Genomic DNA, 22,240 nt, shown 5'->3' with positions numbered 1-22,240 from the left:
AGCCTCCAGAGGTAGGATTTTGCTCGAAAGGCGACACACCAAAGTATTTCGAGAATCCAGCGAGCCTATCATACCTCTCACTCCAAATCAAGACGTGTTCTAGCTGGAAAATGAGTGGCTTACGATTTCGCGATCGGAGTGGCTCTATTTAAATGAGCCAATACACCAGCCAAGCAAAGCCAATGAGTTATGTTTAGAACGATACTAACCATTGAGAATTTTATCGTAGCTATGTAGGTCTTCTATAATTAAATATTCCCACGCAGTACTTCTTTTTGAAGCAAAACTGGCATGAAATTATACAGGAAGCCTTGGAGACGGTAGTATGTTTTTGGCAAGTAGGAAATGTTTTAAATGGCAATTAAAAATGTAAGACTTGCCAACCCCCATAAATTATCTGTTTTGTAAAATTGAATCCTTCATTCGATGACTTGGCCCATTAAAAACTAATAAGTGGGAATGGTGAATTAACCTGTCAATGACAGCCTCGGTTAAAATCGGATCACCAAAAACATGATTCCAATGTCCAAATTGTAGATTTGTAGTAACGATTAAACTTCTAGCTTCATAACACATAGATATAACCTGGAATAATAGTTCAGCTCCTTGTTTATGTAAAGGAATGTAGCCCAATTCATCTAAAATCAATAAATCTAGCTTTTCTATTTGTTTAAAGAACCTCCCTAATAATCCTTTCTCATTTGCCTCTAAGAGGGTATTTACCAGACCTGCTGCTGTATAAAACTTAACTTTTTTACCTTCATTTTGGATAAGATTTAAGGCAATAAGTGTTGATAAATAAGTTTTTCCAGCACCAACGCCACCATAAAAAATCATATTTTCTTGATTGTGTTGAAATTCTCCACTGATTACATAATCTCTAGAAAGTCCAGGAGCCATCTGAATTTCTTTCCAATCAAATGGCTTTCCTGATACTTTTGGTAATGTAGCTTGACTTAAAAGAAGATTAACTTTGCGTTCCTCTCTTTGAATAATTTCATTCTCAAAAAGCTTTAGTAAGTATTCTTCATTTGTCTCTGCTATTACTGATTGATAATTCTGGGGGATCCAGGTAAGCTTTAATCTTTTAGAGAATTCTACAATATGAGCTTCCATTAATGATCACCTACAGTTGATCCAAATAATTGATCATATTGCTTGAGTCCACGTACTGCATTTGGCATAATCGGTATATTTTCTTTAGGGTTTATAGAACTCCTAATCCCTCTACCATTAATCAACTGGTAGAACATTTGTTTAATAGAATCAATACTTGGATGTCCATGTTCCGATGCCATTATCAGTGCCCGTGTGGGCACCTGGAAGTCATGCTCTTTAAGTAACACTGTTAGTAATTGTAGAGCAGCTTGCTTCTCCTGTATGGTACAATTCGATAAATAATCTTGCCATTCAGGTGGCAATTTTTCGTAGAACTCTGTATATTTAATGGCCATTGGTCTTTTGGCCATGAGAGTCAAATATGGTTGCCATTTCATTGATTTTTGTTCTTTGCCATACAAGCGATCATGCTTAATAATCACATCATAATCTTCTGTTAAAATATCAATCTCTTTAAATGATATCTTGGCCAAAACCATTTGTTTGGCAAAACGTGGTGAAGTAGAATAAAGTTTATTTTCAATACGAATATAGCCATACTTATCAGCTTTTACTTGTTCATATCTTACGCATTCAAACTCTTTTGCTGGCAATTGATAAAACTTCTCCTGATCGGCCAAATATAATTCGGCAATAAGAGTTTCTTTTTGATAATGTGGTCTATTTCTATCTGCTTCTGCTTTAATCCATAAAGAATTGTTAAATGATTCTAAATCATGAATAGTCAACTCTGGTAGGAGAAAGTTATTACGAACATATTTGACCATTGCTTCCACATGGCCTTTTTCATTGCCACTTCCAGGATTACAGAACTCATATTCAAATCCATAATGTAAAACGAACCTATGAAATTCATCTGTTAACTCCCGTTCGCCATTTGGTAGGACCTTTTTCACCGCAGGTGATAAGTTATCAAAACGAATAGCTTTTGGAACTCCACCTATGTAATGAAACATTCTTTTTAAACCTTCTAGGAAGCACTCCTTATTTTGCGAAGGAAATACCTGAAAGTAAAATGAATTACTATTTGGAAAAGACATTACTAGAAATGGTAATGTAGTCATCTCGTCGTTGTATTTAAACGGTGCTTCACCAAAATCAACTTGTGCTGTTCCCGGTTTAGCCTCTAATGGTAATGCTGCGGTTTCACTCACTTCTAATAACTCTTTTTTACGGTCAGACACATAACGTCTCACTGACCTTGCTGAGCCTTGAAATTCATACTGACCTTTTAATAATTCATGCATTCTTTTAGCCGTTCTTCTAAACTTCTTTTTCTTCTTTAAATCCTCTTCAATCCACTTATCCAAAATAGGTTTAACTGGATCCATGACTTTCGCTTTCCTGTTCTGCTTTGATTTTTCTACGATATTGAAGTCTTCCATATCCGCATACTTCTTAACTGTTCTAGGATCCTTATTTATCCTCTTTGCAACGTCAGAATATGAACACCCTTTTGTGTTTACCTCTTGTCTGATATAATTTATTTCGACCACTGTTAACACTCCTTAATACCTCCCGTTGAATGGTTTGCCCAACTAGGAGGGTATGGTATTTAGGAATTGTTGGCAAGTGGTTTTTTTAATTTGTGCAGGCCCTAGGGCCTGCACAAATTAATGGCCATTCACTACATTAATAGTTTGCCATAAACATAGTATGCAGATTACAGCTGATGTATATCTCACAACATTAAAAAAATTAAAATATTTAAAATGAACGATTACGAGGAGTATATAAATAATGTCCTTGAATATTTCACCAAAAAATATAGGGTAATTTTTGCACTATAGATAATGGTCTCAAAACTATTAAAACTGCAAAAAAAGAACCCAATACTAGTTGTATCAAGGGTTTGAATGAATTAATACATATTCATATACTGATCGCGTTCCCATCGGTTGACGGTCGTTCTAAAAATATACTATGGTATAAATCCACCTCATTTATTGTGAACCTGGGACAAACAACAGTTCTAGTAAAAGTTATTAAATCAGTCAAAAAAAGGTAACTAATTAGTTGTAACACACGATTACTCTTGTGATTCGTATAGTCTTCAGCAACACTTAGTAATTTTGTTATATTTGTGAAACTTCCATAATAAACTTAACATCCTATTTAAAGGAGGTGATATTGGTGGAAGTTCTCTCAAATAATGATTCATTAATTTGGATATTGTTTCTTTTATATATTTAGGAGTTCCGATTATCGTTCTCTTGAACTTAGGAATTTTAATAATGTTAGTCCAAATCAAAAACAAAATTAGAAAATAGGTATTTTAAATGAACAGGATACTGTTTTTTTGACTCTAAAAAGTGAGCAGATTTAATATTCTATTTGAGTCAACTATGAATTTTAGAGAATTCTTGCGATTCGTATCTAAAATAATTATCCTTCGTCTAAATTAACAACAACACTTGGATTTAGGAGTTAAATGAAAGAATTTACACCATTTACTTTTTATTGTTGAAACTGTCCTTACGATAGTAATATTAATAAGTGTCTGGTTAGATATACAATCACCTAGAACTAAAAATGCAATATTAAAAATTAGGATACATAATAATTCTTTTTGTTATTTTCATTTTTTGGGTGACTTTCCCTGAATACCTTTTAAATTTACTTAATACAATCCTTAGATAAATTTAACCGTTGCAAATTTTGTCTATTCATAAGAAGTTTTGTTGAATCACTTTATTTCTAGATTAAATTTGTCCATAATAACCTTCGTAAATGAAAAATTTCGATTAGCGAATCTTAATGGGGTTATTTCATGATAAATAACGATAAACAAACAAAATTATTAAGACAAATTAATAAACTACGATTAAAAATGATTAAAGTCGGTCTTAATAAGGGACTTGAAAACAATGAGACTATCATTATTAGTGAGCAACTTGACCTTTTACTTTTAAAATATCAATTACTAGCGTTTAAAAAGAATTAGAAAGTTCGTTTATAATATTGGTTTTTAAAATGAATTAACAACTATTCATTCTATGCATACTCTTATTTTCACTGGTAACAATACAAGTGAAAGAGCTGGAAATTATGTTTGAACAGATAATGGAAATCAAAGCTAATTTACGTAATGTAGAAATGGAATATTGGTTAACTCGAGATGTCCTTAGTGGTCATTGGTGGTTTTTATTCCTCATTAACTTATTATCATTTGTTTTTTTTATAATGATTATTGACCGACAAAGAATCCTACTAATCACCATTGCATTTATTATTAGTTTTACATTAATAGGAATTACAAATGAGGTTGGTAATTATTTTGGTCTTTGGAGTTATCCTCATCAATTCTTAGCTTTCCTTAGATCTTTTAACGCGGTCGACTTTGCTACGATTCCAGTAATAATGACAATTATTTATCAAATATTTAGCAATTGGAAATACTACCTAATCGCAAATATAGCCATGTCTGCAATACTTGGATTCATTGGCGTACCCATATTTGTTTACTTTAACTTTTATAAATTACATAACTGGAACAACTTCTACTCATTTATGACTTTGCTTATAGTTGGTTCTCTTATTAAACTGATTGTAGATTTTATTGAATACAAATCAAATGCTAATGTTTAAATTTATTAAGTGAGTTGATTTAAACATTTCGTAATAAATACCGGTCATCTTGAATTGTTGAGTAAACTTGATAACTTACTATTCAATGTACCGGTTAAATATTATTCCTGAGCAAGATATTTACAAGCCATATCTGTAACTTGAATCTTCCTGTATAATAGTCAGAACTTTCTGGATATATTGAGTTAAGCGAGTAAGGTCAAAAAGCCATATTATAAGTGCCTTGCTCGCAATATAAAGTTTATCCAGTATTATTAAATTATCGATCTGTGCTGTACTGATAAAACGAATTTAATATAAATTAATTCTCCGTAATTATTTTTAACTGGTTACTTACCATGTTTAAAGTATAAACTAATGTTCTGAGAAGAAATATTATTTCATTAGTATCAGACTAATCTTTCCTAAAGCAACTGCTCCTACATGATTTAATCCCTCACCAATAATAAATCAATCAAAAAGTTTGGATAAATAATGCCCATTACCTTCTCAAATAAAAATAATTTGCATGCATTGATATTTATAAGTGACGTGTACTGATTAAGAAATAACAAATGTGACTATGAAGTCTCGATATGGAGTTTTGACTCAGTCATACTGTAATCTATCCCCATCAAAACCGGTTTGTCCAATCCTGTAATGGATAATTTTAGGGGTTCCAATACGAATCTTTTGATCCCTCTTACTATTCACTTTTGGTATTTTCAGAGAGTGGCGGACCACTTTAAAATATGGTATTAAGTAAAAGAAAATGATGATTATATTAAATCTTCATATTAAAAACCAATCAGTAAGTTTATTTTTATAGTATAACATTACCTTATAATATATAATTCGTGCTTCCTTCCTTAATTATTTTAAGAAAATTAATCCTTTTAAAATCAGAATACTAAAAGATATAGCACCTATGACACAAAAAGGAGTGGCAAATACTTCAGGGATTCTTAACCAATTTGATAAGTGAAATAAAAAAGTACCGATTATTAATACACTTGTCATAAATATCATTAAATGAAAATAATTAATCTCAATTATTGATATAAATTGTTGAATAACATCAATCAGCATGAAGCCTCCCTTTGCCCTTTTTCTTTATTTGTATTTTTTCATAAGAAACAATTAAACTATCTCATGTCTTGCGTGATCAATGTCAGCCTATCAGCAGATATAGCTATCTCATTGAATGCAATCCCAAAGTCATTTATTACATTGACAAATGTAACTATTTCATTTTCTATCTTATTATTTTGATTTTTAGTTTTAGCCATAGTATTTTTTATTTGTTCAAAGTATTCTTCAGTACCTATCATTATGTTCTTACCATTCACTATTGCATTAGTTATCTTTTCGAGTGAATAAGTTAACTTATCAACTTGTAAGTTCATAGATAAAATTAAATCAGATACATTAGTTACAGATTTCTTAGTTTCTTCTGCAAGATTTCTCACTTCATTTGAAACAACTGCAAAACCTTTCCCATATTCACCTGCTCTAGCTGCCTCAATTGCAGCATTAAGTGAGAGTAAATTAGTTTGGATGGCAATAGCCGTTACAATTTTTATTATTTCCTGCATTTGACTGGAGATCCCTAGTAATACTCGTATATCACCTGATATGTCGTTTACAGAATGATAAATATCTTCCATATTCTCATTCTGTTTGATGAGTTGCTCTTTTCCCTCTTTAGCTCGTTCTTCAGCTTGAACAGATAATTCTGCTCCATAACTTGCTGTTGAAATAATTTCAGCTGATTGCAAATTTAATTGTCTAAAAGTTATGTTGGTTTCTTCTGAGAGTTCAGCAAGTTTTTGTGCCGAACGAGTGACATTTTCTCTTATCAATATCTTCTTTTGATCGAATTCCTTTTTTAATCTTTCTGTTTCCAAATCGTATGCTTCAAGTACTATTTGTTGTTCTAAGTTTAATATTTTTGATACTGCTCTTACAATTAGAAAATATTCCTCTTTAATTTTGATTTTATCTTCGACAATAGATAATATAGAAAGAAACAGGTCTTGAAATGCGCACATATACCACTTCGTTTGTAAACCAATCTTCACATGCATATGAGCTATTCGTTTTCTCTTGACAAGGTAATCATCATTTATCTTACCTTCAAACATTTCAGAAATATGTTGTTTAAGAGTGTTTTTTAATCTTTCTATTGAACTATTATTATTAATTATGGTCAATAATGAAGGTTCACTTTCTAAGTTTCGGTAAAATCTATCAACGATACTATCAATGTTATCAGTTACTAAAGGCTTCAATTTTTTTATTATTAACAAGTCTTCCTCGACAAGACCAATCATAATTAATTGCTTTGCCACATCACCTCTTTTTTCCATGATTATTTCGTTTGACTCATTAGCTTCAAATTTCTGCACTGATGTTCTCCTTGACCTTTTAAATAACAATGAAGTCCCTCCAACCTTTCTTTTTCTATTAAAAAACAATTCTATAGTCATAGTTTAAATAACTGTATAACCATTATTTCTTAAACCTTAAAAATACCAATCGTGTCTTTTAGTGCTTCTGATTTTGACACTAAATCCTGCATAGAATGCGTAATTTGCTTCAATACATCTTGCTGCTCTTCTGAAGACCTTACTACACTAACACAATATTGCTCTGAATTTTGTGCAATTATGGCATTATCATTTACCGATGCAGAAACTTGTTCTGATCCCTCAGATAAGTGTTCTGAAATAGTTGTAATTTCATGAATTTGATCAGTTATATTTCTAATTTCTTGATGTATAGCGTTAAAGACACTTTCAGCATCCTGGGCTATTTCTAAGCCGGATAGCACATCTTTACTAACTATTCCCATTAATTGAACTGTATTGTTTGTTTCCATTTGGGTTTCATTAATAATTTGAATAACTTGTTGTGCTGATTCTGATGACTGTTCTGCTAACTTTCTAACTTCATCTGCAACTACTGCAAATCCTTTTCCATGATCACCTGCACGTGCTGCCTCGATTGCCGCATTTAATGCTAAAAGATTTGTTTTATCTGCTATCTGAGTAATTGCACCAATAATTTTCTCAATTTTCGTTGAGTTTAAGCTTAATCTCTGAACTGATTCAACTGAATTATCTACAGACTCTTGTATTAAGTTCATTTGTTTTATAGTTTTATCGATACTCAACTTCCCTATTTCAGCCTGTTTAGAAGTTCTTACGGATGCATTAGCAACAGTTGAGGTAGAAGAAGAAATTCTATTAACTCCTTCTGCCATTTCACTCATTGCTGTTGCACTTATCTTTGAGCTAAGTACTTGGGTCTTTGAACCATTTGAAACTTGTCCCATATAAGTATTTGTTTTAGTAATTATCTGATTACTCTTCTCAACTATATTAAACAAATATTCTCCTAACCTAACTGTTTCTCCTGACATTGATTTTACGTTAACAATAATTCCTCTCATTTTAGCAGTCATATTATTAAAGGCATTTGCTAATTGACCAAGTTCATCTTTTCTAAAGATGCTTAATTCTACATTTAATTCTCCCTCACTTACTTGATTAAAGGCATCATTTAATTCACTAATAGGTGATAGTAGCCTTCTTGTAGTCAGAAACTGCAGAACTAATACAACAATTAAAATAATTGAGAGGATGATTAGACTATTTTTCATGATTTTCTTCTTGGATAAACTAATAATACTGGCATCCATATCTATTCCGTAATAGGATTTGATTGATCCATCCTTACTTTTAATGGGTATTAGAACAGAAACCCACGTACCAAAGTCATCTTTATAACTTTTAGTTGCAAGCATTTCTTTTGATTTCATAATATTCTTAATAGCTTTAATATTAATTTCTGGTTGAGCATAGTAATCTCCATACGACAAATTTTGTTCGGACTTTAGCACATTCTTAAGATGCGTTGGAACAGTTAAAATTTTATTTTCATTCCCATTTTGTATATCTGTACCAAAGAAATACGACAGGGAGATATCTGGATATTTTTCTGTAATAAAATCTAATTGTTCTTGTAGTTTAGTGTTCTCTTGGGTTAAATTATCTTCTAAATCTAAAGGATCAAAAGTTGCAAAAGAATAATTTGCGAATCCCATCGCCTGTTGTTGGAAGGTTTTTAAAAACAGATTTCCTTGAATAAAGATTATGGAAAATGTAATTCCTAATCCTGTAATAAGGATAAAAAATGCGGAGCTTAACATACTTTTACTAAAAATTGAGTTCATGATGTTTGTCCTTTCATTATGACCAGTGTTTTCCATTTTCTATATGAATCTTTTCAATTCAACTTTTATATACTTTTGGCAGCCATACTGTTATATTTAAATACTTTTATTAAGATTCAACCTAAATTCAAAAAAAATATCATCCAGTATCATTTAGGTAGTACTGCTATTTATATAGAAACATACAAATTTGATTGTTCTTTACTTTTACTAGTGTTTCCCTGTATTAGATTCAATCTTATCAATCTGCTTTTGATGTAGTGATAGTACGCTCTTAGTATCATCCAGGTAAAAGATAAACAATTGTTCCTCGTAGGAATATTGAATCAAACGACCAACTAGTGATTTTCTGCCTTCTCGTGGAACAATATAGTCTACTTTAAGTAATTGATTATTGTTCATCCATAGAAACAAATTTTGATAAAGCCATTCCATTATTATGCCTCACTTAATATTTTTAGTATTAATATAAAAATAGAGTCGTCTCGCAACTTCAGAAGTAGATGTTCATTAGGTTGTTTAAATTAAAGAACTTTCTTAAAGATAGGATTTTTCAACAGGATCCTTAGAATAGTTTTTCTTTAACTAGTGTACATCCATAATAGGTCTTGGCCACATTTTTTATTTGTACCATTGGGTTCAGCATTACATCATCTACATCTAAAACCAAATGAAAGACTTATTCGATAAATTTAATAGGTGCATGAAGCGTTCAAAAGACAAGGGATCAGAAAAAAGTGAACCTTGAATTATGTTACAATTTCTCTGTTTTAGGTAGGTCAATTGCTTCATATCTTCAACACCTTCTCCAATAATCTCCAATTCTAAATCTGAGGCAATTTTAATTATCCCATCTAATACAGGAATATCTGTTTCAATATTTTTAATTTTTGAGACATAGCTTTTATTAAGCTTAAGTGTATCAATATGTAAATAATCAAGGTAACTAAGAGAAGCATAGCCTGTTCCAAAATCATCTAGAGCAACACGATAACCTAATTCTTTCAGTTGTTTTATATTTTCTATTGATTCTTCTAAATATGTTATGATACTTTCTGCTAGTTCAAATCGAATTAAGCTAGACTTTATCTCAAATATGCTAGTGTTATGTTTAATATGTTCAATCAAGTTTTTATCTTGTAATTGCTGGGCTGAAAGAGCGATAGATAAAGTAATTGATACTCCGTTTTGCAGAATTTCATTAAATTGTTGAAAAACCTTCATTACCATCCGTTTACCAACTTCTTCTTCATCTAGTAAAGAATAAAATTGATTAAATGATATAAAACTATCATAAAGATTCATTTTTCTAAATCGTACTTCTACCCCTACTATTTTGAATGTGCGCAAACAAACCTGAGGTTGATAATAAATTAGATAATTTTTATAATACCCTTCCTCTTTTAAAACGGAACACAACACTTCACTTGTATCAATAGCACTGGGTATACTTAATTTAGGCTTCATTGATTTTTCCTTTCACTAATTAAAGATAATACTAACTGAAAATCATTGATCACTATCACATTTACTGAAAATTTACAAATAAATCTAATAATCAACAATAATTGTTTTCACTTTTTTTACCTATTGTACCTAATAGACAGTTACTGTTTAGAATCTTAATTATCCTCCCATTAATCTTAAAGATTCCTTGGACATAACTTTCATTTTTTTGCTTAAATATCTCTGGTGTAGGCTGGATATCTGTACGATTAATATCTATTACATCACTTGCAACATCAATAAGGTAACCAATGATTTCATTATCTTTATTAGTCACTAGAATTTTTTGATCCTCAACTTTTCGCTTTTCATTAACCTCAATATTTAATAGTTGCTTTAAATCGATAATAGGAGTAACTAATCCTCTTAAACTTATTACGCCTAGCATCATTGAACTTACTCCTGGTATATTTGTAATATCATAATAGGGTTCTATTGAACTTATGTATTTAACTTCTAAAGCAAATTCTTCCCTTCCAAGCGTAAAAATTAAAACCTTTGCATTTTTCACAGTATTTTCCTCCTTACAGAAATGTAAACTTATACTTTCTTTAAATTGTAGTCCTTAGAGAATTTCTTTTTTAAATAACTCTCTCAAACTTTATAAAACGATTCTCCTAACAATATAAAATATTTTATTTTAGTTTTTATTCCTCCTAATACGATATAACTTTCTTTGGACACTTATTTTTGTTCTATTTAAAGTTTTACTAATCTTATCAACGGTGTGGCCATTTTCGCTTAAAAGTAACAATAGGCTTTCTTCTTTTGTACTCCAACTTTTATAAGTAGTTGATTTGGGTACAAGACTTCTTAATGGTGTCACCCATTTTGGTTCTGGAGGTATTGAATTATGTTCTATTTTGGTAAAATCTATTTTATCCTTATTGTTACTTGCCCAATCCCAAAAATGTTCCGGACAAATAAATGAGTACCTCCTTTCTATTCTTGTTATTTTTTCTATCACTTCTAAACCATGATATCTTACCCATCTTTTAGCAGTGGTTGAATTAACATTGCAAAGGTTAGCTAATTCATAAATAGTTAATAACCCTACTTGGTCTCTTGTGTTTCCAATTCTCAATCTTTTCATTTTCATTAAGACAGCGGTCACTGTGCGATTTAATTTCGATGCAATAGTTGGGACTTTCATTTTACCTAGATTATCCTTTAAATATTGAATCTCTTCCGTAGTCCATTTCTTTTTCGTCATTTTAAGCCCTTTCCAAACTGACTAGTCACCCTATTTTATTAAAAAAATAAAACTACCACCTTTTGCCAAACTAAACTGTCAGCTAATTTAATATCCATCCGTCTTTATTAAGAACCCAAATTATCGATTGGTGTTTTAAAACATTTAATCTTAATTTAGACCCCACTCCTCATAAAAAGAGTGCATGGACTAGGTCCAGGCACGTAGTTTTTTCTTTCCTTTTTTCACATTCAATATAGCATACATTTTAAGTAACATACACCATAATTCGACATTTTACAAATATTTAAACTGAAAAATGTCGTTATTTGTAGAAAAAGAGAGCTAACTTGTTTTAATATAGATCTTTTTTATATGGGCTACATGTAGAAAATTTATATCTATTAGCCTGCCTTAATAGCCCTCTTAAAATCCGACAATATTTGACACATATTAACACATAGATTATACTGAACAGCGAAATGGACTGTTCAGTCCATTTAATAAAATAGTAAAGAAAGGTGTGCCCTAATATGTTAAATAATATTAGACTTGTAAATAAGTTAATATTATTTGTTCTAATTATTTCAATTATCCCCATTGCTACTATCTCAATAACTGGTTATAAGACCTTAGACTCCACCTTAGAAGATAAAGTTTATAAGGATATCGAGCAAAGTGGTATCAGTAAGGCAAGAGAGATTAATCAGTGGTTAAACGGTAAAAAGGTTGAGACAGAAACAATGGCGAACTCATCTATTCTAAAAAATAAAAATGTTAGTAATGAGGAACGTTCTAATTTGGTTGCCAATAACCTATCTCTAATGAAAAGCAGAGAACCTGGAATATACGATGCACAATGGACCGCTGATAATTTAGGAAATGTTGTCGCACCAATTCTTGATAAGCTAGGTGAGATAACGGAAATCCGCACAGGTAATATAAGTGAAAGATACTACTGGGAACCTTTAATGGAAGGAAAAATGGTAGTTGGAGAGCCCATGTCTGCAGGTCCAAATGATGAATTAGCACTAGTGATTGCAGCCCCGTCATTAGGGGACAATAGTGAGGTTATAGGAGCTTTAGGTACCACTGTCCTATTAAACAATATCCCAAGTATTTTAGAAGAAATCGAATTAAGCCCAAGTAGCTTTCCGGTATTAATAAGCCAATCCGGAACATATATATCTCATCCTAATAAGGAATTATCCATTACTTCCGAAAATCCTGAAGGGGTTAATATTAAATATGCCAACGATTCATTGAGTAAGGCAATTTCAACATTAATGAGTAATGAATCAAAGAGCTTTATTCAAACTAAGTATGATGGTAGAGAAAAAATAGTCTCAATATTTGATATTACTGAGTCAGGCTGGACATTAGCAATCGTAGCAGATTCAAAAGAATTATTTCGTGAGAGGGATAATCTTGTAAAAAGCAATTTAATTGCTATAGTTATTTCAATAATATTAATTATTATTACATGCTATATTCTTATTAATAATATAAAGAAGCCTCTAACTCTATTGATGAGAGAATTCAAGAAAGTAAGTGTAGGCAATCTACAAGCAAAAATGAAAGTTAATACAAAAGATGAATTTGGAGATTTAAGTAAAAGCTTTAATACTATGGTATTAGATATAAAGAACCTAGTTCGAAATATTAAGAAAATGATGAATAAATTAGGTGATGCATCACAAACAATTAGTCTTTCGTCTGAAAAAGTTAATATTTCTAACAAAGAAATTGCGAAAACTATACAAGAAATCTCTAAGGGAGCCGAGCATCAAGCAGATGAAAGTTCAAAAAGTCTTGAGGCTACAAGTATTTTAGCAGAAAAAATAATAGAAATAACCAACAAACTACTAATAACTACCTATAATACTCAAAAAATGAAGGATATTAATGAACTAGGTGTCCAGACAGTAAATGAATTAGATGAAAAGTTCAGTCAAAATATTGAGATAACCAATGTTATTGGAAATAGTATAAATGAATTATCAGATAAATCCAAATCAATCGGGGTTATTGTTAAAACCATAAATTCATTATCAGAGCAAACTAACTTATTAGCACTTAATGCTGCAATTGAAGCTGCTAGAGCTGGGGAGCATGGTAAAGGTTTTGCTGTAGTCGCAGATGAAGTACGAAAATTGGCCGAGCAATCTTCAAGTTCGACAAAGGAAATACAATCTATTATACAGGATATTATTAATGTCATAGATCAGGCAAATCAAGACATGGTCAAAGCAAATTCTGTAGTCAATCTTGTCAATATAACAATTGATAATACTAGAGATCTATTTTACGAAATAAAAAAATCTGTAGATGAGGTCATTGAACAGGTTGGCAATTTAAAGCAAGATATTATCGAGGTTGATCAATCGAAAAATCATGTTCTAGTATCAATTGAAAATATTTCATCTATTGCACAACAGTCTGCCGCCTCCACACAAGAAATTAGCGCATCAACTGAAGAACAAGTTTATGCTATGGAAGAAATAACACACTTGATAAGTGAGTTAAATGAGTTGACGAAGTTTTTATCTAAATCTGTTGAAGTATTTAAAATCTAATTATAGGAATCGTAAAGAAAATTCGAGAAACCTTAAGTTATTTTCCTTACGATTTCTTGTTAATTGTAATTTTATAACCATCAATCATGTTCATTTCATCATTGATATTATTCTTTAGAATAATTAGTAAGTACTTCCATGACCTATGTTTAAAACAAACTAGTCTTAATTTCTCCCTGTGAGAATATGTTTCTATTCATATCTAATCTTCCAAATTCCCCTTTTCTCATCATGTGTTTCTAGCAAATTTCGACATGATGAAAGCCTAGTTTTCCTACGCTAAGGAATCATCAACTTTTTTTTATTAAATAGGATGGCGCAAAGAATTTAAACTAGCTATTCTTATATCAAAGGTAAAATGTAATTAATATGCTCCCATTCCATACAAAAGGCATTAATTATAATATTTTGAGAACTTGCACATTGTAGTTAGTCTTGCTAGTATGGCTCTTTTATTCTTCTTTTTAGGATCTATGGTATAACTGTTACTACATCTTCAATTTTCACAAGGAAGAAAAGTAAAAAATTAATTTCCAAATGGAATTAGCCTTAAACATAAGAAATGTTGTAAGGCTTTTATCATATGTTTTCTTATAAAATAAAAATTTTTAGGCATTAAAGGGTGAATTAGTAATATAATTTCCATCCATCATTTTGAAAAAAGTTTTGTATTTGGGGGGATTTTTCTCTACTTTATAATTTCGGTGTACCTGTTCATCATTTTCCGCATATTCGACAGTTGTCCTACCATCTTAATGTACTCTTCAGCAAATGCAGCTTGATAATTCGCTGCATCAGATATGTTTAATAATCCGTCATTAATGCTTTTAATATTCAATCGAATATCATTGAGAAATTCAGACACTTCCTGAGAAGCTTTTGAAGACTCTGACGACAGTTTTCGAACTTCATTTGCAACAACAGTAAAACCTTTCCCATACTGTCCAGCTCGTGCAGCTTCAATAGACGCATTTAATCCAAGAAGATTGGTTTGCCTGGAAATGTTATTTATAAGACCAATTACACTATTGATTAGTTTAGTATTTTCTAATGCAGTGTAAGAACTCTTTAACATCTCCTGACTAGCGGTGGCCAATTCTTCAGAATGAGCCGCTAAGTTGTTAGTTTGATTTTGAATATTTTTTGCCAACTCATCTAGCTCCAATATAGTCTCTTCAAGCATGACTTGATCATGAATATTATAGCCAAACCCAATCGCTCCAACTACCTTCCCATTTTCAAAAATAGGAGTTGTCTTCCCGTAAAAATGGAAACCATATATTTCCTTCGGGAGTCTCGCTTCAAAATTTTCTCCCCCAAGGGCTTTTTGTAAACTTATATCGTCTTTAGGTACAGGCGTCCCTTTCTCTATCCCTAAGTTTAAACTTTTGCTTGGAACATAAGCTAAGAATTTTTCATGATCAATGACTCCAATCATTACATCTTCTTTTAAACATTTTTGAAAAAAAACAGCTGAGTTTGCTAAAGTCTCCATAATAGATGCAGTTTTAGTCATATACAACCTCCAACATTGTTTTATGCTATATGAATTTTACAAAAAAAGGTTTGCTGGCTCCCTACTTATTTTTACTATCATCTAATTTGATTAACGTTATAGATTAAAGACATAACCACAGAGGAATCTTATAAGGTTGCAATTGTGGCGTTTATAAATAATTTCTTTAAAATGGCAATTTCAACATATTACCTACGGTAAATTTTATGTTTATGAAAATGCTACATCCTGTTCATGATTATTATTAATACTTGGCACACAGACCTTGCGAAAAAATTATAATTTCGTTAGGCAATTTTGGTACGTATATTTTGATTAAAGGTGGGAGAGGTAACCCTTCCTTTCAATCAAAGTTGATAAGTTATCATACCAGATGGAACTGCTATTCTAATGTTTTGTTTGATACAGACTCAGTTCGAAAATCGTTACTAGTTTTTTTGAGTTCCCATTGAAATAAAGAGGCATTCTAGTATAGATTTTTATTTTTAGATAAGGCAGTAAACCCTTTCCAACACCATCTATTAATTTGTTTTTAGAGAAGATATTTTTCCACTTACAACTCCTATTCAATACAGTTCCTACATTTTTAGCCAAAATTAAAACCAGCTGTTTTCGATAATTGCATTTTGAGCCACTCTGATTATCCAAAAGTGAGCCACTAGTTCTTTCAAAACTGGAAAATCTGGAATGTCTTAACATGGAGCCCCCAGAGGTATGATTTTGCTCGAAAGGCGACACACCAAGGTGTTTCGAGAAGTCAACGAGCCTATCATACCTCTCACTCCAAATCAAGACGTGTTCTAGCTGGAAAATGAGTGGCTTACGATTTCGCGATTGAAGTGGCTCTATTTAAATGAGCTAATACACCAGCTCTCATTATGATCCCAACTTGATCCTCTACAATTCGAAGAGAAGTAAAAAATAACCACTTTTGAGTTTTTCGCTTATTCTAATCTATAAACCTTCTATATCAATAATTCCACTAAATCGAACTCTCTTACTAGTAGCAGTTAGTGTTTCCATGCGAAACTAACCGAAATAATCAATCATAGATTATTAAACTAATAGAATAATGGATTTCTCATTTCCCAATAACAAATTACTTGGTTCTTCCCATTTTTCTTAGCAAATAATTCAGCTTCATCTGCCTTTTTTATAAGGTCCTCCTCGTTTTCTGGATGATCTAAATCTAAACTCGATATACCTATACTGGCTGATATTTTATGATTTAGCTCTTCAGAAATTTGTAAAAATTGATTGAGTAGTTTTCCACCTATTTTCTTCGCAGCTAGACCGCTCGTATTGGGAAGGATAATTATGAATTCTTCTCCCCCATATCTTCCAATAATGTCTGTGTACCTAACCATTTTTTGAAGTGTTTTAGCTACTGATATCAATACTCTATCTCCTTCTTGATGACCATATTCATTATTAATATCACTAAAGTTATCCAAATCAATCATAATAACAGCTAAATCATTTCCATGCTTTGATGCTTTTTTGTACTCCTCATTTATGCGCTTTAAGAAATAATTACGCTTATGGAGACCTGTTAAATCATCAATAATAATAGATTGATACATAATAGAATTTTGTATATTGGTGGAAATATATTTCATTAGCTTATTAATCCATTGTTTCTCTTCAACTGTGAATTTTATAGGGAATTTATTACTTTCTAGTAAAATTGATCCTAAAACCTCTTCGTTTGAAATTATAGGTGTACCGTATCCATAGGAACAATCTGTTAATATATCTAAACCGTTTTTATTATCTATTATTTGTTTTATAAAATCCTTATGTTGACAATCATAATGAATAATCTCTGAATATTCGTTAAAACATTTGGTTTCCAATACTCCGATAGGAGATAATATAGTAATATAAAATGTGTCGAATAAAATATTTTCAAATAATACTGACGCTAATCTTTGGATGAGGGTCATAAAATCAAAAGTAGAATTAATTCGTTGTACATTATCCAGCAATAAATCTTGTTCTTCAAGAGCATCTAAGTTATTTTTTTCTTCTGAACTGTATGTTAAGGAATTTAAATCGTAGATGCTTTGCTTTAAAAGTAAACTTGAGTCTTTATCATACGGTTTTACAAGAAGTAATTTTTCTTTAATCTCTTCTAGAATTGATTTATTATTTTTATTTTCCATTACTTCACTTGAAAGAATAGTGGATGTCTCCTTGACTTTTTTACTTTGGTGTAGCTTAATAAACCACTTGTGAGCTCTAAGCATATAAATTTTTGATTTGGTAATATTATTTGTCTTCCTATAGTAAGTTGACTTTAGAAGATAGTAATCACCCATAAAAAGATTATATGAAGAATTTATCATCAACTCTTTTGTGTAATTGAGCTTTTCAAGCACCTGATCTAGTAATTTTAAATTTATATTGGCTTCGGCCAACAATAAATTTCCCATTATTTCCATTTTCTTTGAAATATCTTTTCTTTCCAAAAAATTCGGCAATGACTGTAAAGCGAATTCATAATTTTCTACAAGAAAATCATGTTTTATTTTAAGTATGAATAACTCGTCCTCAAAATGGTACTTTTCACAAATTGATTTAAGGATAGGAAACATTTTAGTCAATCTTTGCATATTCCTTAATTCTAGGAAGACCTTGTATTTCAAAATAAAGACATAGGACCGGTATTTATTTTGACCTGTTTCCTTTGCTGAATTTTTTATTTTTTCAGCAATCTCTAACACCTTCTCAAACTCTTCTATATACAAGTAATGATGAGCTTCCTGTAATAATAATTCAATTGAGTGGGAATTGGTTGTAATTACTTCTTCGAGATTTCTGGCCTTTTTAATATATTTTTTCGCATTAAAAACATCACCTAAATAGGTATAACAACCAATCAAATTTACTTTGGCCGTTAATTCGTGATTCTTAAAGTTTTGTTTTTGAGATAATTGAGATGATTGATAGAAATATTCTTTTGCTTTATTTAAATCTTTTGAACTCAACATAAAACCCAGTACATTATAGATAGGAACTAAAAAATTATACATATTATATTGTTCTGCTAAGTATAAAGCTTCATACAATATGTGTGAATATTCCTCTTTCTTTTCCTCAGAGATTTGAGATAAGATTGCATATAAATTGTAAATCCACCTTATATAGTTTTTTACATTTAATTGAGTTCTCAGTTTTTTATGAAAACGATTATGAAATAATTCAAGTTCTGTTAAATAATTATGATTACCAATATGCAAGTAGTAATACCCTAATGCAATGAGACAATCGGTTCTTACCCTCATTTCAATAAAATCATTTTTCACACTCAATTGCATGGTTTTTAAGAACGGTTCAACTTGTTTAAATTGTCCACAATTTATACTACTGAAAGCAAAGAGATTTAATATTTTAGGAGATTTAATCTCATTATATAAACGATAATGTAACTTCGAAGATTCTTCAAAATCCCCCGATTTCCATAAAACCATACCCAAATATTTTTCAATAATAATTGGTGACTTTTTTCTATTACTTATCCGATAAAGCGATAAAGATCTGTTAATTAATTTTATAGCCTTTTCAAACAAATGGTTTTGAATACACCTTCTCGCATCAACCAAATATAAATATATTGCTGATTCAAACCTTTTACCCATTTCGTATTGATGGCCAATTAATTCAAAATCTAATACTTTACTAGATAATAATGCGTCAGCCATTTTAATATGTAATTTTTCTTTTTCATCCTCAGATAATGATATGTATACATTTAACCGAATCTCACTATTATTAAACTGAAAATGAGTCATCAGTTCAATCATTATCCCTAATTCTACAAATCTCTGAAGAATTATTAATAGTTCTTGCTTACTTTTTAAATTTGCTAATCTAACAACCGTTTCTAATATTGGATCATCTTTTTTTATATTAAAATCGAAAAGTGAAATAATTTGAAGTACTTTCATATAACGACTAGGTAATGTCTTTAATTTAAGTGTGACGACTGATTGAATAGAATTAGGTAGTTCTAAGTCTGATATAGTCCCAACCATTCTCCAATGGTTGTCTTTCAAGTATATTTGTTGAGAATCAGCCAAATAGCTGATTAAATAAAATGTTTTGTTTAATAGTCCACTTGAGTGAAAATTTATCCAGTTATAAAAATCGTCGTTGATAAAAACCGTTTTCCCAAATATTGAAGAAATTAGATACTTATAATCATTAAAAGTCAGTGGATTAACTTCTAATTTCTTTTTAAATAACAAATTGCTGTTCGGATATTCAAAATTGGAAACCCCAATAACTCCAAACTTAGACTTAGTTAAAATCATTACAGTTCTTAAAATTTCAATGGAATCTAGATCTAATAAATGTGCATCATAAATTTCAAATACCATAGTTAAATCTGTGGCATCTAAAAAATCTATAAATAGATTTACTAATACCATTTTAGGATTCTGTTCTTCTAATACCCTTATTTTCTGATGCACGAAATGATCCTTAAACATATACGAAACATCTGGGAAAATACGGCTTATAGAATGAAGATATTTTTGCCCTAGTTTTAATTTTTTTGCTGAGCTAAAACATGATATTAGAATCTTTCTAGTTATTTCCTCCAATGAACTTAATGGTATTTCTTTTGCAGTACCACTAATATAACCAATTTCTTTGTGGTAATTAGCCGCACTTTCAATAATAATTTGTCTTCTTCCGGTTCCAGTTTCACCTATAAGCAACAAATTAGAATTATTATCCTCTCCGCTTATTAGATTACTATAGTAACGAGAAACTGCTTCAACCTCTTTTTCCCTTCCAGTAAATTCTGAAGAAAATAAAAATTGTGAACCATATTTAATATTAGAAGATTGTAATGAAAACGCCTTGTTTTCTTGAAATAACGATAAAGCTTCTAAGACTTCCTCAACCCATTGATATCTCTCTGATTGCTTTTTATGGAACATTTTTAATACTATTCGGTCAAGAACCAAAGGGATATCTTCATTTAAAGCAGACGGAGGAAAAATTAGTTTATCCTTTGATACGGGAAAGCGCTCAGTAAGTATATAGTAAAATAATACTCCAAGGTTATATAAATCAGTTCTAGAATCGATTTGCCTCATTCTAAATAATTCAGGTGCAAAATATGGAAAACCTTCGAAAGAAATTTCGTATGGACTTATAAGTGTAAAAGGCGTAGATGTTATTGAATTTTGGAAAACAACCTTTCCATTTTCGCAAACCCAAATATACTCGGGAATTAAACAACCATGCCACTTTATATCAATGTGCAATTCAAATAAAGATTTGGATATTTCTAGCATCAATTCTAATTTACCTTTATAAGTCATTCCTTTTATGTATTCGAATAATGGCACTTGTCCCTTCTCATAATGATAAGTAATCATAAAATGACTTTCAGTAGTAATAAACTCTTTTAATTTTAGTATTGAATTTGAGTGCCCATACATCCTTGTACAATTCAATTTTATTTGATTAATGCCTATAAAGTTTGCTATTTCATTCGAAAAGGAGTGACATAATATATCTTCTTCATTATCAATATCTCTTATTAATTGAATGTCTCCAAAATATAAATTTTTTGAATAGGTCTTTAGAATTTTAAATTTCCTCTTTACATCCATAGTCACTTTTGAAAATGTATTCAATGCTTGTTCCTTAAGAGCCAATGCACTACTCTTTTCATCACTTAGATAAAAATCGCTATAATATTTTTCAAACTCTAATGGTGTGCATGGGGATTTAAAATAATACCCTTGTAGGATATCACAATCTAATTCCCTCAAAATTTTAACGTGTTCCTCCAACTCTACACCTTCAACTACAACTTTCATATGAAGTCCATGCGCCACATTAACAATCGCTTCAACTATCTTCCAATTGGTGGACCCAATTTTTAACTCTTTAATAAATGACTTATCAATTTTTAATGTATGAATTGGTAGTTTACTTAAATAGTTTAGAGAAGAATATCCTGTACCAAAATCATCAAGTGCCAAATTCACTCCATACTTCCTTAAATAGTTCATCTTGCTTATCAAATTCTCTTTACCATCCATAGTAATACTTTCAGTAATTTCTAACTCTAAAGAATTCGGTTCAATTCTTGATTCTTCGATTATTGAAGTAATGTCATTTATTATATCGTTTTGTTCCAATTGCAATAGAGAGAGATTTACAGATACTTGAAGTTCCTTGGAGATATTTGAATGCCAAAGTTTAAGTTGTCTGCACGCCTTTTTTAATGCCCAATTGCCAAGATGATGAATTAATCCACATCTTTCAGCAATAGGAATAAATTCAGACGGGGGAATGTAGCCTAGTTTTGGATGATGCCAACGGAGTAGAGCTTCAGCACCCATTATATGACCTTGGTGCAAACTTATTTTAGGTTGATACATCAGTGAAAAATTATTCATACTTTCAATTTCTAATTGTAATTCACTTTCTAAAAACATTTCTCTAGTCCTGTTTTCGTTCACATATTATTCCTCCCGCTATAAAATGTTGGTTTATTTAAG

General features: G+C 30.7%; 14 protein-coding genes and 2 pseudogenes. 4 read left to right on the top strand and 12 right to left on the bottom strand.

The features are described 5' to 3' along the window. Window positions 1–393: 393 nt before the first annotated feature. Both istB and istA read right to left on the bottom strand, forming a co-directional pair. Entirely contained in the window at window positions 394–1,116 is a 723-nt protein-coding gene (gene istB / locus ACFSO7_RS21745) for an IS21-like element helper ATPase IstB (protein ID WP_377879533.1), read from the bottom strand. Further along, the gene (gene istA, locus ACFSO7_RS21740; protein ID WP_377879532.1) at window positions 1,116–2,624 is read right to left on the bottom strand and encodes an IS21 family transposase; all 1,509 of its coding nucleotides are present in this window, start codon (window positions 2,622–2,624) and stop codon (window positions 1,116–1,118) included. Before istA ends, istB begins: the two co-directional genes overlap by 1 nt. A gap of 1,265 nt (window positions 2,625–3,889) precedes the next feature. Between istA and ACFSO7_RS21735 the strand changes: the two genes are divergently transcribed. Next, window positions 3,890–4,063: a Spo0E family sporulation regulatory protein-aspartic acid phosphatase gene (locus tag ACFSO7_RS21735; protein ID WP_377879531.1), complete on the top strand. Its 174-nt coding sequence runs from the start codon at window positions 3,890–3,892 to the stop codon at window positions 4,061–4,063. An 86-nt stretch (window positions 4,064–4,149) separates the two neighbouring features. After that, on the top strand, window positions 4,150–4,707 hold the full coding sequence (locus ACFSO7_RS21730) for a CBO0543 family protein (RefSeq protein ID WP_377879530.1): 558 nt from the start codon (window positions 4,150–4,152) through the stop codon (window positions 4,705–4,707). Between the two features lie 852 nt (window positions 4,708–5,559). Here the strand turns inward: ACFSO7_RS21730 and ACFSO7_RS21725 are convergent. The 8 genes and pseudogenes from ACFSO7_RS21725 to ACFSO7_RS21690 form a co-directional block, all read right to left on the bottom strand. Continuing rightward, window positions 5,560–5,775, bottom strand: coding sequence for a hypothetical protein (locus ACFSO7_RS21725; RefSeq protein WP_377879529.1), 216 nt, complete (start codon window positions 5,773–5,775; stop codon window positions 5,560–5,562). A gap of 56 nt (window positions 5,776–5,831) precedes the next feature. Further along, the gene (locus tag ACFSO7_RS21720) at window positions 5,832–6,464 is read right to left on the bottom strand and encodes a methyl-accepting chemotaxis protein (RefSeq protein WP_377879547.1); all 633 of its coding nucleotides are present in this window, start codon (window positions 6,462–6,464) and stop codon (window positions 5,832–5,834) included. 129 nt (window positions 6,465–6,593) lie between these two features. After that, window positions 6,594–7,055, bottom strand: a pseudogene (locus ACFSO7_RS21715) (protoglobin domain-containing protein); the annotation flags it as partial. Between the two features lie 149 nt (window positions 7,056–7,204). After that, entirely contained in the window at window positions 7,205–8,350 is a 1,146-nt protein-coding gene (locus tag ACFSO7_RS21710; RefSeq protein ID WP_483861714.1) for a methyl-accepting chemotaxis protein, read from the bottom strand. A gap of 783 nt (window positions 8,351–9,133) precedes the next feature. Next, a complete protein-coding gene (locus ACFSO7_RS21705; protein WP_377879527.1) occupies window positions 9,134–9,358 on the bottom strand; it encodes a hypothetical protein in 225 nt (74 codons plus the stop codon). 225 nt (window positions 9,359–9,583) lie between these two features. After that, entirely contained in the window at window positions 9,584–10,390 is an 807-nt protein-coding gene (locus tag ACFSO7_RS21700) for an EAL domain-containing protein (protein ID WP_377879526.1), read from the bottom strand. 91 nt (window positions 10,391–10,481) lie between these two features. Next, window positions 10,482–10,940 (bottom strand): chemotaxis protein CheW, encoded by a 459-nt coding sequence (locus ACFSO7_RS21695; RefSeq protein WP_377879525.1) that lies wholly within the window; start codon window positions 10,938–10,940, stop codon window positions 10,482–10,484. A 129-nt stretch (window positions 10,941–11,069) separates the two neighbouring features. Beyond that, on the bottom strand, window positions 11,070–11,642 hold the full coding sequence (locus ACFSO7_RS21690; protein WP_377879524.1) for a hypothetical protein: 573 nt from the start codon (window positions 11,640–11,642) through the stop codon (window positions 11,070–11,072). Between the two features lie 512 nt (window positions 11,643–12,154). On the opposite strand from ACFSO7_RS21690, the pseudogene ACFSO7_RS21685 reads away from it, so the two are divergent. Then, a pseudogene (locus ACFSO7_RS21685) lies at window positions 12,155–13,246 on the top strand (HAMP domain-containing protein); the annotation flags it as partial. Between the two features lie 3 nt (window positions 13,247–13,249). Next, window positions 13,250–14,197, top strand: a complete 948-nt coding sequence (locus tag ACFSO7_RS21680) for a methyl-accepting chemotaxis protein (RefSeq protein ID WP_377879546.1) — start codon at window positions 13,250–13,252, stop codon at window positions 14,195–14,197. A gap of 688 nt (window positions 14,198–14,885) precedes the next feature. On the opposite strand, the gene ACFSO7_RS21675 is transcribed toward ACFSO7_RS21680, so the two are convergent. Beyond that, a complete protein-coding gene (locus tag ACFSO7_RS21675; protein ID WP_377879523.1) occupies window positions 14,886–15,713 on the bottom strand; it encodes a methyl-accepting chemotaxis protein in 828 nt (275 codons plus the stop codon). A gap of 1,061 nt (window positions 15,714–16,774) precedes the next feature. Further along, window positions 16,775–22,201 (bottom strand): EAL domain-containing protein, encoded by a 5,427-nt coding sequence (locus ACFSO7_RS21670; RefSeq protein ID WP_377879522.1) that lies wholly within the window; start codon window positions 22,199–22,201, stop codon window positions 16,775–16,777. Window positions 22,202–22,240: the final 39 nt, after the last annotated feature.

Origin of the sequence: Bacillus sp. CGMCC 1.16607, assembly GCF_042683745.1 — a bacterium.
Classification (GTDB): domain Bacteria; phylum Bacillota; class Bacilli; order Bacillales; family Cytobacillaceae; genus Pseudoneobacillus.
Note: the sequence above shows the minus strand (reverse complement) of the source record. Positions and strands in the feature narration are given on the sequence as shown.